This window comes from Segatella copri DSM 18205 (assembly GCF_025151535.1).
In the GTDB taxonomy this organism is placed as follows: Bacteria; Bacteroidota; Bacteroidia; order Bacteroidales; family Bacteroidaceae; genus Prevotella; species Prevotella copri.
On sequence record NZ_CP102288.1, the window covers coordinates 2,571,910 to 2,587,125 of the forward strand.

Below are 15,216 nucleotides of genomic sequence, written 5' to 3' on the forward strand. Positions count from 1 at the left end.
AAATTATAAATACAATAATATATCAAATATGAATCATCTTCCATACCGTGCCATCGCCCTTGATCTGGATGGCACCCTGACCAACCACGACAAGGTGGTTACCCCGAAAACCCGCGAAGCGCTGCTCCAGGCAGAAGCCGAGGGTGTTGTTATCATCCTTGCTTCAGGCAGACCGACCTATGGCATCGAACCGGTGGCAGAATGTCTGGAACTGGATAAGCGAGGCGGATACATCCTATCTTATAATGGCGGCAACATCGTGAATGCCAAGACTGGCGAAAAACTCTTCGCCCAGTTCCTGCCTGATGAGGTGATACCTATATTATATAGGTACGCGAAGGAGAAGAACCATGCCCTGCTGGGATATGCCGGCAACGAGATTATCACCGAGATGCCCGACGACCAGTATGTGAAGGAAGAATCGCGTATCAACAAGATGAACATCCGAAAGGTAGAAAACCTGTTCGAAGCCCTGGAGCCTCACCCTACCAAGCTCCTCATGACAGGCGACCCGGCAGATATGCTCAAGGCAGAAAACGAACTTTCAGAGATTCTGGGCGACAGGATGGACATCTTCCGCTCAGCCCCATTCTTCCTGGAGCTGGTTCCTAAAGGCATCGACAAGGCAAAGTCCCTGCTCCGCCTTCTGTCGAAAATCAATCTCACCCCAGCCGATATGATTGCTTTCGGAGATGGCTACAACGACCTGAGCATGCTGAAACTGGCAGGCATGGGTGTAGCCATGCAGAATGCAGCACCAGAGGTTAGAGCCGAAGCCGACTACATCACGCTTTCCAATGAAGAAGATGGCGTAGCTGCTGCTTTGGAACATTTCTGTAAAAAGGATTTTTAAAAGTAAAAAGGCTGAAGTTTCGCATGTGGTTCAAGTATGGGCTGAAGGCCCAAAAGCTCCTAGCCCAGGGCATCGCCCTGGGAATAATGGCAATCAGCAAGGCGCCCTGTAAGGGCAAAAGCTTTGTATATTGCCAGGTATTTGAAAGCTTTTGCCCTTACAGGGCGACAGGTTTGCGCCCATAAACACCCAGGGCGATGCCCTGGGCTAGGAGCTTCTGCCCTTTCAGGGCGTATGGGGCTTACTTTTTTACCCTTTTACTTTTCAACAATCAGTCCACCCTTAGGCTGCATTTCCACCTTCAGGTTTCCCTTCTTATCCACCTTTACGGTCTTCATCTGAGAAACAGGCCAGAGAGCCTTCTTGTCCTTGCTGGCTGTTTCATGATAATAGGTAACGCTCTTACCGGCAAGCATTGGCAGATTCAGGGTGAGCTTCATCACCTGGTCGGTGCCGTTCAAACCGGCAACATACCATTTATCACCATGGCGACGGGCAACAACCGCATATTTTCCAGGATAACCGGCGATGAATTTGGTCTCATCCCAGGTAGTAGGAACGCTCTTCAGGAAATCAATCTCGTGCTGAGGAAGCTCAGAGAGATTGTTCGGATAGATGGCGATACATTGGATAGCTGCCTGGTTCATGATAGCCGAGGCCATCTCGAAAACATCAGTAGTATAACGGCGGTGACGACTCTTGTTATCTTTAGAGAGATACTTGTTCATGATGGTACCACCCCAATCCATCGCTCCCACGGCATTGCGGCAGAATGGATGCATGGTCAGCTCAAAGCCCTCCTGCTTGGCATGATAATCAGAGAAGAATACATTCTCCGAAGCCAGTACAGCCTCGCTCGATACATAGTTAGGATACATGCGCTCCCAACCTCTTGGCAGGGTGCAGCCATGGAAGATAACCTGAATGCCATAATCGTTGGCATCGCTCAGGATGTCTTCATACTGCTGCATGGTATGCTGCTTGTCACCACCGAAGAAATCCACTTTGATACCCTTGATGCCGATGCTCTTCATCCAGGCCATCTCCTTCTTTCTTGCCACGATGTTATCCATGATGCCACGAGGTCCCTGAGGTGCATCGTTTGCCACACCATTGGAATTATACCAGAGCATCAGACTTACATTCTTGCTCTGCGCATACTTGCTCAACTCTGCTATCTTGTCTCTACCAATCTGGGTATCCCAGAGCGCATCAACCAGCACATATTCATATCCCATGGTAGCAGCCAGGTCGATGAACTGCTTCTGGTCGTTATAGTTGCAGGATTCATCCTGCCAGATGAGCCAACTCCAGGCATACTTGCCTGTTCCGTATTTCTGGGAAGCCTCGAATCTCGGCTCTACTACATCGTATGGAATGGTGGTCTCTACCAATGGCTTCAAATCAGAACCCACGGTGATGGTGCGCCATGGAGTGGAACCCGGAAGAATGAAAACACCCGATGTAGAACCGATGCCATCTGCCTCCTTCTCCATAGGGAAGGCCACCTGATAACCCTTTGCAGCATCATAATCGCTGATATGACAACCCGGATAGTTGCCGTGAGTACCCGTCTCGCTGACCAATACCCAGCCATCGCCGCCTACCTTGAAGAGGCAAGGGAAGGTATAGCCATGACCATAACCCGACTTGGCTGTAAGAGGCTGATCCACCTTATAATCTTCTTCATAACTTGGTTTGGTTCGGGCAAAACCGATGAGCGGATCCGACTGTGGGCAGAGGTAAGTGGTAGTTACCTTAGGAAGATTGAAGGCAGTCTTCTCCTCGTTTACGATGAGATGCTGAGCCTTCAGTTGATCAAAAGTATAACGGAATGCCACGTCATTGTTGCTTACATTGAAGGTAACCGTCATTGGCTGCTTCTTACCGTTGATGTATGTCACGTTGAGCTGGTTGGCATGATAATCAACATGCGAAACCTTGGCGGTGCGGAGGTCATAGCTCTTCTCCACCTTTATCTCATTCTTGCCCTGATAGGTCAAGCCCTGACTGAAATCGCCTACATTGGCAAGGAGTCCGAGCTGTGATTCCTCCATCATTCGCTTGCCTGCATAGTCGATGGAATAATAGAGTTTACCATCGCGGTCTTCTACCACGACATTCAACTTACCATCAGGAGAGCTGACAGTATTCTTCTCTGCGTATGCACCGATGCTTGCCATCAATGCCAGCGCTACTACTAAAACGTTTTTCTTCATTTCCAGATAAAAGTAATTAGTTTATTTGTTACTATGTTTTTATGCCGCAAAGTTAAGCAATATTATCGAATAAACAAAAATTAAACCGAATTATTTTGTATTTTCTTCAAATAACAGTAACTTTGCACGAAATAAACTATACACATATCAGCAGTTATGTTACAACTTGACAATTTCTATAAGGCTCGCTTCGTGCTGAGCAAGGTAATAAGAAAGACTGAGCTGGTTCACACGCCAAGAATCAACCCAGAGAGTGATGTTTATTTGAAACCAGAGTGCCTGCAGAAGACCGGTTCGTTCAAGATTCGTGGTGCTTACTATAAGATTTCACAACTCACCGATGAAGAAAAGGCGAAGGGTGTGATAGCCTGTTCTGCGGGCAACCATGCACAGGGTGTAGCGCTGGGAGCTACAGCCATGGGCGTCAAGAGCCTCATCTGTCTGCCAGAAGGTGCTCCTATCTCTAAGGTAGAAGCCACCAAGCGACTGGGTGCTGAAGTCTGTCTGGTACCTGGCGTTTACGATGATGCCTACCAGAAGGCGCTGGAACTGAAAGATAAGCATGGCTACACCTTCGTTCATCCTTTCGATGATGAGAATGTCATCGCCGGTCAGGGCACCATCGGTCTGGAGATTCTCGACCAGCTACCAGATGTAGAAGCTGTCGTCGTTCCTGTAGGTGGCGGCGGACTTATCTCTGGTGTAGCCTTTGCCATCAAGTCGCTGAATCCTAACGTCAAGGTATATGGTGTTCAGGCTGAAGGAGCAGCAAGTATGGTACAGAGTCTGCACGATCATAAACAGGAGAAGTTGCCTTCTGTAGCAACCGTTGCTGATGGTATTGCCGTAAAGGAACCGGGCAAGATTACTTTTGAAACCTGCTCCAACTATGTTGACGAAATCGTAACCGTGAGCGAGGATGAGATTTGTGCAGCCATCCTGAAACTCATAGAGAGCGAGAAGATGGTAGCCGAAGGCGCCGGTGCGGCCAGCGTGGCAGCAGTAATGTATAACAAGGTTCCGGTGAAGGGCAAGAAAACCATCTGCGTGGTAAGCGGCGGTAATATCGACGTAACCATCCTGAACCGCGTCATCACCCGTGGTCTTGCCAAGAGCGGCCGTCTCTGCACCATCGAGATGGAGCTGGATGACAAACCGGGCGAATTGGTAGAGGTCTGCTCTGTCATCGCCGGATTGGGCGGCAACATCACCGGTGTTCACCACGACCGTTCTGCCAACCGCAACAAGGTGAATGCCTGCGTGCTCCGCCTCACCATGGAGACTCGCGACGAGGAACACGTAAAAGAAATCAAGGAGGCTTTGGAATCAAAGGGATTCCACCTCTGGATAGTATAATGTTAAATGTTAAGTGTTGAATGTTGAATTATACATTGTAAATTATAAATTATAAATTAAATTATGAACGCAATTCACACAGACAATGCGCCTGCAGCTATCGGTCCATATAGCCAGGCTATCGAAGTAAATGGTTTTGTTTTTGCATCTGGTCAGATTCCTATCGACCCTGCAACAGGCAATTTCGTAGAAGGCGGCATCAAGGAGCAGACTCGCCAGAGCCTCACCAACGCCCAGAACATCCTGAAGGCAGCAGGTACCGACCTTTCTCATGTAGTTAAGACTACAGTTTATCTGAACAGCATGGACGATTTCGCAGCCATGAACGAGGTTTATGCCGAGTTCTTCAGCCAGCCATATCCAGCTCGTTCTGCCGTAGCTGTAGAGAAGTTGCCAAAGGGCGCCCTCGTAGAGGTTGAGGTTTTGGCAGCCAAGTAATTCTTCCTCTTTTCTATCAGGAAGTAAAGTTTCAAGGTGAAAATATTCTTTAGATGGTATCAAGCATTACATTAAAGAATCTGATTATAGGCTATCGTTCGAAGCACCAGCTCCGGGCGATAGCCTCACCTGTTCATGCCTCGCTCCAAGCCGGTGAACTGACCTGTCTCATCGGAGCCAACGGAGTGGGCAAATCTACCTTGCTCAGAACTTTAGCCGGATTTCAGCCAGCACTTGATGGCGAAATCCTGATTCAAGACAAATCTCTTTCTGATTTCTCTGCCCAGGAACTCGCCAGAGAAATCAGCATCGTTCTCACATCGAAGACTGACCATGCCCAGCTCTCTGCCGAAGAGATTGTAGGCATAGGCCGTTCTCCCTATACCGGTTTTTGGGGCACATTATCTGCTGCCGACAAGCAGATTGTTGCTTCTGCTCTTCAGGAAACGGGCATTCAGCATCTTGCCCAGAGAAACATCAGAGAACTGAGCGATGGTGAGCGTCAGAAAGTAATGATAGCCAAAGCCCTAGCGCAGCAAACCCGCATCATCATCCTGGACGAGCCAACCGCCTTCCTCGATTTCCCCAGCAAGATAGAAACCCTACAGATGCTCCGCCGTCTGGCGCACGAACAGCATAAATCCATATTACTGTCAACCCATGATGTAGAGTTGGCGCTCCAGCTTTCCGACCGTCTCTGGCTGATGGAAGAAAGCCGTTTCTCTATCGGCACTCCTAAAGAACTGGCTGCCGATGGTTCCTTATCCAGATTCATCAATCGTGACGGCATCCGATTCAACAAGGATTACCTCCGCATCGAAATCAAATGAGTTTTCGTAATTGATTTTTTCTATGGTCGCACTCAAGCACATGAAGAAAAATTCTCAAGTGGCTCAGTTTACTAACTCAAGTAGCTCAATCAGCTAACTCAAGTAGTTCAGTCTGCGAGTTCAGACGTCTCAGTTAGTTAATGCAGACGTCTCGGTAAGCCTACGGATACGGCTCCGTTAGCCTACGCAGCCATATCTGTAACCCGATGCAGTCATATTCGTAACCCAGCGCAGCCATATTCGTAACCCAGCGCAACCATATTCGTAACCCAACGCAACCATATTCGTAACCCAACGCAGCCATATTCGTGAATAAGTTTTAGATAATTATCTATCATCCATCACGATTTACATACACCACGCACCTTAATACACTAATATACTGATACTTAAATAGCGTGACAGATACTCCGCAAACGGGAATATCCATCACGCTATACAGAAGAGATAATTACCTCATTATCAAACGTTTAAAGATTTAAAAAGAGGATACGTGTAAAATCTAGCACTTTGAAAGCTAGGATACGTGCAACAACAAGAATACCAGGAAGTTATGAGACGTAAAATCTACAGTCAATTATTAACAGAACTTTCGCATGTGGTTCAAGTACGGGCTGAAGGCTCAAAAGCTCCTAGCCCAGGGCGCGTGGAGCAAACTTGCGTATATATTGTCAATAGAAGCGCTTTCAACCGTACAGATTGCCAGATTTACTATTTCCGTTTTTGCTGTTCTCTTATTATCCTAACCGTCAAATCGGCAAACTTTTTTATTGCTACCTGAACCTGTCCTCGTCCGAAAGCCCAGAAGATGAGGGCGGCAGAGGCTGGTGCAGCATGTGTTCCTACATACTGGCGCATTTTAAGAACCGTGCAGTTTTCAATACCAAGTTCTTTCATGGCAGCGAATACTTGGGCTGCTGGTACTTCAAAATCAGCCTTAGTGCGCTGATCTCTAAGTACCAATGCGGTCTTGTTTACCTTAACTACCTTGTATTCCTTATTGGCGTTACTGCGATATGTCTTGATAGTCTTAATCTTTTGAATAAAGTTATCGAATGTCAATATATTAATATCTTCCGTCATAACTAATGGGGTTTAAATGTTGTGGTGATAAGCAAATCATTCCACCTTTTTGTTATAATTCTCCTCTATTATGGTGCAAAAGTAAGTTTTTTCCGTGAAAAAAACAAGAAAAAATGCATTTTTCTAGAGCATGTACAATATATTCTTTTATCAGGTATCTATTTACATCTTTTTAATTGCCAAAAACTTGCATGATTCAAAAATTAGCCGTATCTTTGCGGCTAAAGATAGGAATAGGAGAAATTGTTATGGCAAACAATGCATGCAGAAAGCTGCCGGTAGGCATACAGTCTTTCAATAAAATCAGAGAAGAAGGTTATCTCTATGTAGATAAGAGTGACATCATTTGGAAATTGGCGAACAACGGCAAACAATATAATTACTTGAGCCGTCCTCGCCGATTTGGTAAGTCTGTGCTTGTTGATACACTCCAGGCTTACTTCGAAGGAAGGAAAGAACTCTTCGAAGGACTGAAAATCATGGATTTGGAGAAGGAATGGAAACAGTACCCGGTTATTCGATTCGACATGAGCCGAGGGGGAGCGACTGCAAATGAAGTTAAGGCATATCTGGATCGAACTTTTGATGTTTATGAACAATTATATGGCATCCATATCAAACCAACAGATTCACTAGGAAACCGCTTCGACCTAATCATTAAAACCGCCTATGAGCAAACAGGGCTCAAGGTTGCCATTCTTATCGATGAGTACGACTCTCCTCTCCAGCACTCGTGGAAAACTCCCGAGCATGAGGGTTGCACAGAAGTATATAGAAGTGTATTTTCCATCTTGAAAGCTGATGATGCGTACCAACGTTTCGTCTTCATTACGGGTATCACCAAGTTTACGCAGATTTCTCTTTTCTCAGTTCTCAACAACCTGACCAATATCAGTTTCCTTCCTGAATATGCAGCTATCTGCGGTATTACAGAAGAAGAAATCGGGGAGAACTTCAAGCCGGAACTGGAAAGAATGGCTGAAGTGAACGAGTGGACCTTGCAGCAAACTCATGATAACCTGAAGGATTACTACGATGGATACCATTTCAGTCGCAGAAACATGGTGGACATCTACAATCCTTTCAGTCTCCTTAATGCACTCGACGCACAAGACTTGAGCTGTTTCTGGGTTTCATCAGGAGCAACCTCCATGCTACCTAAGTTTGTGGACAACATGGAACTGCGCTTACGAAATTTCGAAAATTGTCCGATTTTACGCAAGACTCTTGAGAGTTCTGATGTCATAAATGGTGGTGCCGAACTCTTTCTCTATCAGACGGGTTACCTTACCATCAAGTCGAGCGATGAATTTGGCTATTTCTTAGGTTTCCCAAACCAAGAAGTGAAACAGGCTCTTTACGAGGTTGTACTGCCAAGCCTGACCATGAAATCAGAAAGCGATATTATCAGTCTGCAAGGCAGTCTGTTCCGCCAATTGGGTACCGGGCAAATCGCAGATGCCATGAAAACGTTGAAAGCATTGGTTGCCGATGTGCCTTACAGCAACAAGAAACTTGCCTCGATGGATATGGAAGAGCGCTACCGTCTCATCATCAGTACTATTCTGAATGCCATCGGTCTGAAAGTGGAGGTAGAGCATATGCTTGCAACAGGAAGAATCGACCTCATTGCCCAAACTTCACGCTACATCTACGTGATAGAACTGAAACTGAAAAATAATGGTGGTAAGAAGGCTGCCATCCAGCAGATACTGAATAACAAATACCTGGAGCCTTTCCAAGCAGACAAGCGAAAGGTGATAGGCCTCGGCATCGAACTGGACGAGGAAGGAAAAGGGCTATTGGATTGGGGAATTACTGAAGAATAAAAACATAGAAGAAGAGGGCGTGCAAAGACTATATCTTGCACACCCTCTTTTTTTCCATATCCCTACAATATCTCCAACTGATCCTTTACCGCCTTATAACAGCGGCGGGAAACCGTGATTTCCTCATGGTCGAAAGGAGGAGAAAAGATGCAGCGGAGCGTATAATTCTCGATGCAGAGAAGATAATCGAGATTGATGATGCAATCCTGACGAACCTGAGCCAGAGAAGGCGACATGGAAAGGATGGTCTTTGCCGTGGCCTGCCTCTTCAATTTATAAACCTGCCCATTCGACAACTTCAACTGCCAAAGATGAGTAGCCTCATCAAAAGTGCAACTGAACACATCATCGGGCTTCAACATCAATAAACCCGAAATGGTCTGAATGGCAAGACGCTTGGCTGCTGTTCCCAGCATCCCATTCATTCCCGAAAAATCCTGAGCCTTCTGAGAAGCCAAGACTGATTCAGAAGAACAGGAAGAGGACTCTGGAACGGAAGAAGCATCTTCATCCACATCATCTCCATCTTTCATTTTCTGCCGGATTCGGTCTACCACCAGTTCAAACTCATCCTGCTGATAAGGTTTCAACAGGAAATCGAAGGCAGAGGCTCTGAGCGCATCAATCATATACTTATCGAAGGCGCTGTAAAATACTACGATAAGTTCCATCGGAATTTCATCTCTCAGAGATTGCAACACCTCAAAACCCGTCTGTCCAGGCATTTCAACATCGATGAACAGCACATCGGGCTGTATGCTCATCACCAGATTCTTTGCCGATACCGCCGAAGAGGATGTGGCAATCACCTCAAAATCTTCCAGAGTTGCCAAATCATCCTGCAACCTGTGGATGCTCTGTGGCTCATCATCCACAATCACAACCTTGATTTTATCTTGCATTGCTTGCATATTAGTATGTTTTAAATTCTTATGAAAAGTTTCTTACTTAAAGACATTATAATCGTAATTACATGGAACTCCGATACTTACACATATTCCTCTATTCCTGGTACCACCCTCCTCTTCTGATGTTCCTCTGTTGCTCTGCATCTTGAAAAACATCTTGCGTTCGTTGCTTGCATTAAGCATTTCGATGGTACTGTTCAGAATTCTCAATCCGGTTCCCGTACTGGCAGCACAATTTTTCTTTTTCTTGCCAACGGTACCCGAAACTCCACATCCGTTGTCTGTAACATCTATGCGGAGCATATCGTCCTCAACCCAGATGTTTACATCCAGCAAAGGCTTATCTTCCGTCTCTTTCATTCCCACAAAAGCATGTTTCAAAGCATTCTCTACAGGAATCTGGATAATCATAGACGGCAGCATGAACTTCATATCCACATCCTTGGCAACATGGAACTGAGGCATCGGAAGGAACGGATTGGTTTCATGGCGAAGAGTAGAATAGCTCGTCACCATCTGCAGTTCTTCTTCCAAACTTACTGCCATCTTATCGCAAGAAAGCAAGTAGGCACGCAGTACCTGTATCAGGAGCTGAAGCGGTTTGACATTAACCCCCTTCGGAAGATTAGAGACAAAGATATTGAGCACATTAAATACAAAATGAGGCGAGAAACGATTGCGCACATTCTCCATCTTCAGAGCCATCATCCGGTTCATCTCCTCATGATGCTGATGCTTGCTGCGCATCCATTTGTAACGGATGAAAGCGATGAGAGCCAACACGCTCATTACCAGCAAGCCGATAATCAGGAGCAAGATGACTCTAAAGGATCTTACCTCTGCTTGCGTGGTGCTAAGGGATAAATCACGGCGAACGATGGCCGTATCCTGCTTGAATCTCAATTCATTCTCCTGAACATTCGAAACCATCGTGGCATTACGGAGCGAATCGTCGTACTGATTCATCAGTTTCTGATATTGCAGAGCCTTGGCATATTGTCCCTTGCGCTCACAAAGAGCCGCCAGTCCCTTATGATAAAGGTAAAGATAATTAGGCGACATCTTGGAGAGATCGTATGGCTTGTTCAAAATCTCAGTAGCCTTCGCCAGACTATCCTGCTTCAGAGCCAGAGATGCATTCAATCCATCCACATAGAATTGCACATCGCTCTGCATGGAGGGCTGGGCAAAGAAGAATTTCGTGGTAAGAGTCAGATATTTCTGTGCAGAATCCAACCGGTTGAGTTCCAGATAAGTCTGCCCGAGATTAGCATCAACAATAGCCGTCGCCAGGGGCTGTTCCATCTGCCGTGTAGCCTTTTGAGCCTTCAGAAAGCATTTCAGAGCCTCAGCCGGTTTTTCCTGACTGCTGTACACATTTCCCCAACTGTTGTAAAAGAAATGAACATCTTTCGGATTCTTTGGCGGATACAGGCGTTCAGCCTTCTGGAAATAATGATGCGCCAGCTGATAGTTCTGCAAATCATTATAAACCTGTCCCAGTCCTGAGAGAATACTATTCTGGGCTTCATGCTGATTCAGAGAATCTGCCAGGAAATAGGCACGGCGGTACCAGGAAGAAGCATCCGCCAGCTTACCCATCTGTCTTGACGCATCGGCAATATTGATACATACATCAATCGCCTCGCCGCAACTGTCAAGGTTCATGATTTCATGATAAGCTTTCTCATAATAAATTAAAGCCTCCTTCCTCTTGCCGGAAACCAGTAAAAGTATGCCTTGCAGATTATCAGCATAAGAAAGAATTCTGTTGTCAGGAGTTTGTTTGCAATAAGCGTTAACCGAATCTATCAACAACTGGCATTGGACATCAGCCCCCTTCATATAATAACATTTAGCTATTAATAATTTTTTCCATTGATCGCTTTTATCGGGATTACCTTCACATTTGAAATTTCTTATCAGCATGATCATCGAATCAGGATGACTCTGCATGAGAGATTGGTGACCGGACACAAATTCATCGATATCTTTATGCCACAACTCATCATCCTTCTGCCGATGAGAACAAGCGGCAAGCAACAGCATAAGAGCGAATATGCACAGAAGGCACAGTCCGTTCTTAATCTGCATCGTCTTTATCTTTCTATATACGCTTACCATGATAGACTATTTAAATGAATTTATGTTTCTGTTGCGAAAGTACAACAAAAAATCCAAATAGACAAAAAAATAACTGAAAAACTCATTTTTTATATAAAATATGAACTAAAACGCGTTTAAATGTGTATCTTTGTAGCATGGAAATGCATTTATTCAAAAATATAGAACTAAATAATATGCCTGAAAGGATGAACAATCCATTCAGCTACGAACCTCATCCGCTCTGCATCGAAGCATGCAGGGAGCTGCAGGATGAACTCTCACAGCGAAACGACTGGCGGGAGGAAATAGACCGTGGAAAGATGTTCGGCGTACTTATCGTAGAAGCCGACAACAGTAAGATTGGCTATCTGAGAGCTTATAGCGGACAGATTGGCGGCAGAAGCGACTGGGAAGGTTTTGTGCCAGCCGTGTTCGATTATCTCCAACCCGACGGATATTTTAAGGTACATGAGGCTGAGATTTCGGAAATGAACCAGCAAATCAGACAGTTTGAAGCCAACGAAACCCTGATAAAGGCGAAAAACCTGATTGATGATTTGCAGCAAAAGCGCCAGGAAGTTATCGCAAACTATCAGACAAAGATAAAAGAAGCAAAGGAAAAGCGAGATGCAAGGCGCCAGGAAGCCCTTTCGGCAGGAACGCCCCTGAGCGAGGAAGAGGAGAAAGCGATGATAAAAGAGAGCCAGTTTATGAAGGCAGAACTGAAGAGGCAGAAAAAGTCGATAAACGAAAAGACGGCATACGAAACGCTATATGAAAACTACGAAAAGGATTTGAAAAGTGCGAAACAGCTCCGCAAACAGTTATCTGAAGAACTTCAGCAATGGCTGTTTTCGAAATTCCAGATGCTGAATGCGGAAGGAGAAAGCAAGGACCTGCTGGAGATTTTCAAGGACGAGGCGGTTAAGATTCCACCTGCCGGAAGTGGAGAATGCTGCGAGCCGAAACTCCTGCAATACGCTTACCAGCATGGCTACAAGCCTCTGCAGATGGCGATGTTCTGGTGGGGAGAGAGTCCAAAAGAAGAAATCAGACATCATCTTCAGTTTTATCCTGCCTGCAACGGAAAATGCAAACCGATACTACATTGGATGCTGCCTAAAACAGTCTTTGAAACCCAACAGACCGAAACTACTATATATAATAAGGTGGAAACGCTCTACGAAGACCGTGAACTGGCAGTCATCTATAAGCCCGAAGGTTTACTCTCGGTTCCGGGGAAAGATGCAGCCCAGCCTTCCGTCTACGCTCTGATGCGCAGAAAATATCAGGAAGCTACCGGTCCGCTCATCGTCCATCGTCTGGACATGGCAACAAGCGGACTGATGATTATTGCCAAGACCGAGTTTGCCTATCATCGCCTGCAGAAGGAGTTTCTGAATCATCGGGTTCAGAAGAAGTATGTAGCCATCGTTTGCGGAAAAGACAAGGAATCGTGCAACCGGATTCTGAAAGAAGCTGAAGGCGGAAGAGGTTACATCTCGCTCCCCCTGATAGCAGATTTCCTAGACCGTCCACGACAGATGGTAAACCGCGAACAGGGCAAGGAAGCCATTACAGAATACGAGGTTCTAGAGCGTATAGACGATACCCATCTTCGCCTAGCGCTCTATCCGAAAACGGGCAGAACGCACCAGCTGAGAGTGCATTGTGCTCATCAGGAAGGTCTGAATGCCCCTATCATCGGCGATCCGCTCTACGGCAACGAGCCGGCAACAAGACTGCATCTTCATGCAGAGGAAATCACATTTGAGCACCCGATGACAGGAAAGAAGATGACTGTAACAAGAAAGGCTGATTTCTAACCGAAACCAGCCTTTCTTCATATCTGCGGATGACAGAATCCGCAGAAACAGATGAAAACATCGTAACATCAGACAAAGAACATCACGATAACCTGAGCTATCACCACTCTGATAAACATGCCGAGCGGATAAACCGTAGCATAACTGATACTTGGCGTATCGCCATCCAGCGTCTCGTTGGCGTAAGTAAGCGCCATCGGATTCGCCATACTTCCACAGAGGATTCCGCAGATACTGCCGAAGTCATACTTCTTGGACTTCAGGATGATGAGACCTACAATAACCACAGGCACAACCGTGATAAGGAAACCGATGCCTACCCACATCAAACCTTCCGGACGGACTACCGTCTCGAAGAACTGTCCACCAGCCGCCAATCCCAGACAACCGAGATAGAGGGCAAGACCCAGTTCTCGCAGCATCAGACCCGCACTTCGCGTCATGTAAGAGATGAAATGCACACGAGGCCCCAGCGCACCAATCAGAATACCCATCACGATAGGACCGCCGGCAATACCCAGACGCACAGGAGCCGTCATTCCAGGAATATCCAGAGGAATGGTTCCTACGGCAAGACCGAGAATGATTCCGAGGAAGATAGCGCCGAGGTTCGGCTCATTCAGGGTCTTTACGGCATTACCCAGAAACTGCTCTACATGGTCGATACTCGTAGGGTCGCCAACTACCGTCAGTCGGTCTCCGTACTGCAGACGGAGGTCATCTGTAGCAAGCAGACGGATATCACCACGAAGCACACGGCTCACATTCACGCCATAAGAATTTCGCATCTGCAGACTGCCCAGGCGCTTGCCGTTCAGTCCCGGACGGGTAACAACGATAATACGGCTTTCTACCTTCGCATCAATCGCATTCCAGTCTACCTTATCATTATTCCACTCCTTATCCACCTTCTTTCCGAAGAGAATCTGCATCGCCGAGACCTCTTCCTTATTGGTAACCACGAGCACATTATCATTCGTATGAAGTACCGTATCAGCCTGAGGAACTATCACCTGGTCGCCTCTCCACACACGGGAGATGATGAACTTGCGATGCGTCATCATCGTAATCTCTGCTATGGTATTGCCGTTCAGGGCAGGATTCACGATTACATATTGTCCGATAGACGTATGGTCGTCATCATCATTATTGCGAATCTCCAGATCTTCCGGTTTCACAAAGAGTTTGCGCAAGAGCATCATCGCCAGGATAACGCCCACAACACCCAACGGATAAGTAACGGCACAGCCCAGAGCCGCACCTTCGCTAGGCAAGCCCAACTGCTGTAACGCCTGCTGGGCAGCACCAAGGGCAGGCGTATTGGTTGTGGCGCCACACAGGATGCCCATCATATCAGGCAGACTGATTGGCAAAATCCAGCACAAGCCGAGCGAGAACAAGGTTCCCACCAGGATGACAGCCAGACTCCAGAGATTGAGCGAAATGCCTTCGTGACGCATCGAACCGAAGAAGTTAGGACCCACATAAAGACCCAGCACATACACAAACATGGTAAGGCCGAAGCTTTCTGCAAACTCCAGCATGTTCTGGTCAATAGAGATTCCTAGATGCCCCGCTATAATACCCACGAAGAATACGAAGGCTATGCCAAGAGAGATTCCTTTGACATGAATCTTGCCGAGAGCAAGACCCAAAGTACAAATCAAAGACAGGATGACGATGCCTTGCACCGCCGAATGCACGTTGATTAAATTATCAAACCACATAATGTTTCTTTATATCTATTCTAGATAATATTAAAAAAATT

11 protein-coding genes are annotated in these 15,216 nt (G+C 46.3%); 6 read left to right on the plus strand and 5 right to left on the minus strand.

The genetic code is table 11. The annotated features are described in order from the left end of the window. Positions 1-28 precede the first annotated feature (28 nt). Positions 29-853 (plus strand): Cof-type HAD-IIB family hydrolase, encoded by an 825-nt coding sequence (locus NQ544_RS10845; RefSeq protein WP_006848028.1) that lies wholly within the window; start codon positions 29-31, stop codon positions 851-853. Positions 854-1,110: 257 nt separating this feature from the next. Here the strand turns inward: NQ544_RS10845 and NQ544_RS10850 are convergent, their stop codons facing one another. Beyond that, the gene (locus tag NQ544_RS10850) at positions 1,111-3,072 is read right to left on the minus strand and encodes a glycoside hydrolase family 97 protein (RefSeq protein WP_006848030.1); all 1,962 of its coding nucleotides are present in this window, start codon (positions 3,070-3,072) and stop codon (positions 1,111-1,113) included. A 156-nt stretch (positions 3,073-3,228) separates the two neighbouring features. Between NQ544_RS10850 and ilvA the strand changes: the two genes are divergently transcribed. The 3 genes from ilvA (at position 3,229) to NQ544_RS10865 (ending at position 5,696) form a co-directional block, all read left to right on the plus strand. Next, on the plus strand, positions 3,229-4,428 hold the full coding sequence (ilvA, locus tag NQ544_RS10855; protein WP_006848031.1) for a threonine ammonia-lyase: 1,200 nt from the start codon (positions 3,229-3,231) through the stop codon (positions 4,426-4,428). A gap of 63 nt (positions 4,429-4,491) precedes the next feature. Next, positions 4,492-4,866, plus strand: coding sequence for a RidA family protein (locus NQ544_RS10860; protein ID WP_006848032.1), 375 nt, complete (start codon positions 4,492-4,494; stop codon positions 4,864-4,866). Positions 4,867-4,919: 53 nt separating this feature from the next. Further along, the gene (locus NQ544_RS10865; RefSeq protein ID WP_006848033.1) at positions 4,920-5,696 is read left to right on the plus strand and encodes an ABC transporter ATP-binding protein; all 777 of its coding nucleotides are present in this window, start codon (positions 4,920-4,922) and stop codon (positions 5,694-5,696) included. A 711-nt stretch (positions 5,697-6,407) separates the two neighbouring features. Here the strand turns inward: NQ544_RS10865 and NQ544_RS10870 are convergent. Beyond that, positions 6,408-6,779, minus strand: coding sequence for a hypothetical protein (locus NQ544_RS10870; RefSeq protein WP_006848034.1), 372 nt, complete (start codon positions 6,777-6,779; stop codon positions 6,408-6,410). Between the two features lie 248 nt (positions 6,780-7,027). Here NQ544_RS10870 and NQ544_RS10875 point away from each other — a divergent pair, with 248 nt between their 5' ends. Next, on the plus strand, positions 7,028-8,608 hold the full coding sequence (locus tag NQ544_RS10875) for an ATP-binding protein (protein ID WP_040553285.1): 1,581 nt from the start codon (positions 7,028-7,030) through the stop codon (positions 8,606-8,608). A 62-nt stretch (positions 8,609-8,670) separates the two neighbouring features. Here NQ544_RS10875 and NQ544_RS10880 read toward each other — a convergent pair whose 3' ends face one another. Beyond that, a complete protein-coding gene (locus NQ544_RS10880) occupies positions 8,671-9,519 on the minus strand; it encodes a LytR/AlgR family response regulator transcription factor (protein ID WP_006848036.1) in 849 nt (282 codons plus the stop codon). A gap of 33 nt (positions 9,520-9,552) precedes the next feature. After that, positions 9,553-11,610: a tetratricopeptide repeat protein gene (locus tag NQ544_RS10885; protein WP_167529931.1), complete on the minus strand. Its 2,058-nt coding sequence runs from the start codon at positions 11,608-11,610 to the stop codon at positions 9,553-9,555. A gap of 206 nt (positions 11,611-11,816) precedes the next feature. Between NQ544_RS10885 and NQ544_RS10890 the strand changes: the two genes are divergently transcribed. Further along, positions 11,817-13,448 carry an RluA family pseudouridine synthase gene (locus NQ544_RS10890; protein ID WP_228023657.1) on the plus strand — a complete coding sequence of 544 codons (1,632 nt, stop codon included), beginning with the start codon at positions 11,817-11,819 and terminating at the stop codon, positions 13,446-13,448. A 68-nt stretch (positions 13,449-13,516) separates the two neighbouring features. Here the strand turns inward: NQ544_RS10890 and NQ544_RS10895 are convergent, their stop codons facing one another. Then, on the minus strand, positions 13,517-15,178 hold the full coding sequence (locus tag NQ544_RS10895; protein ID WP_040553291.1) for a putative transporter: 1,662 nt from the start codon (positions 15,176-15,178) through the stop codon (positions 13,517-13,519). Between the last annotated feature and the right edge of the window lie 38 nt (positions 15,179-15,216).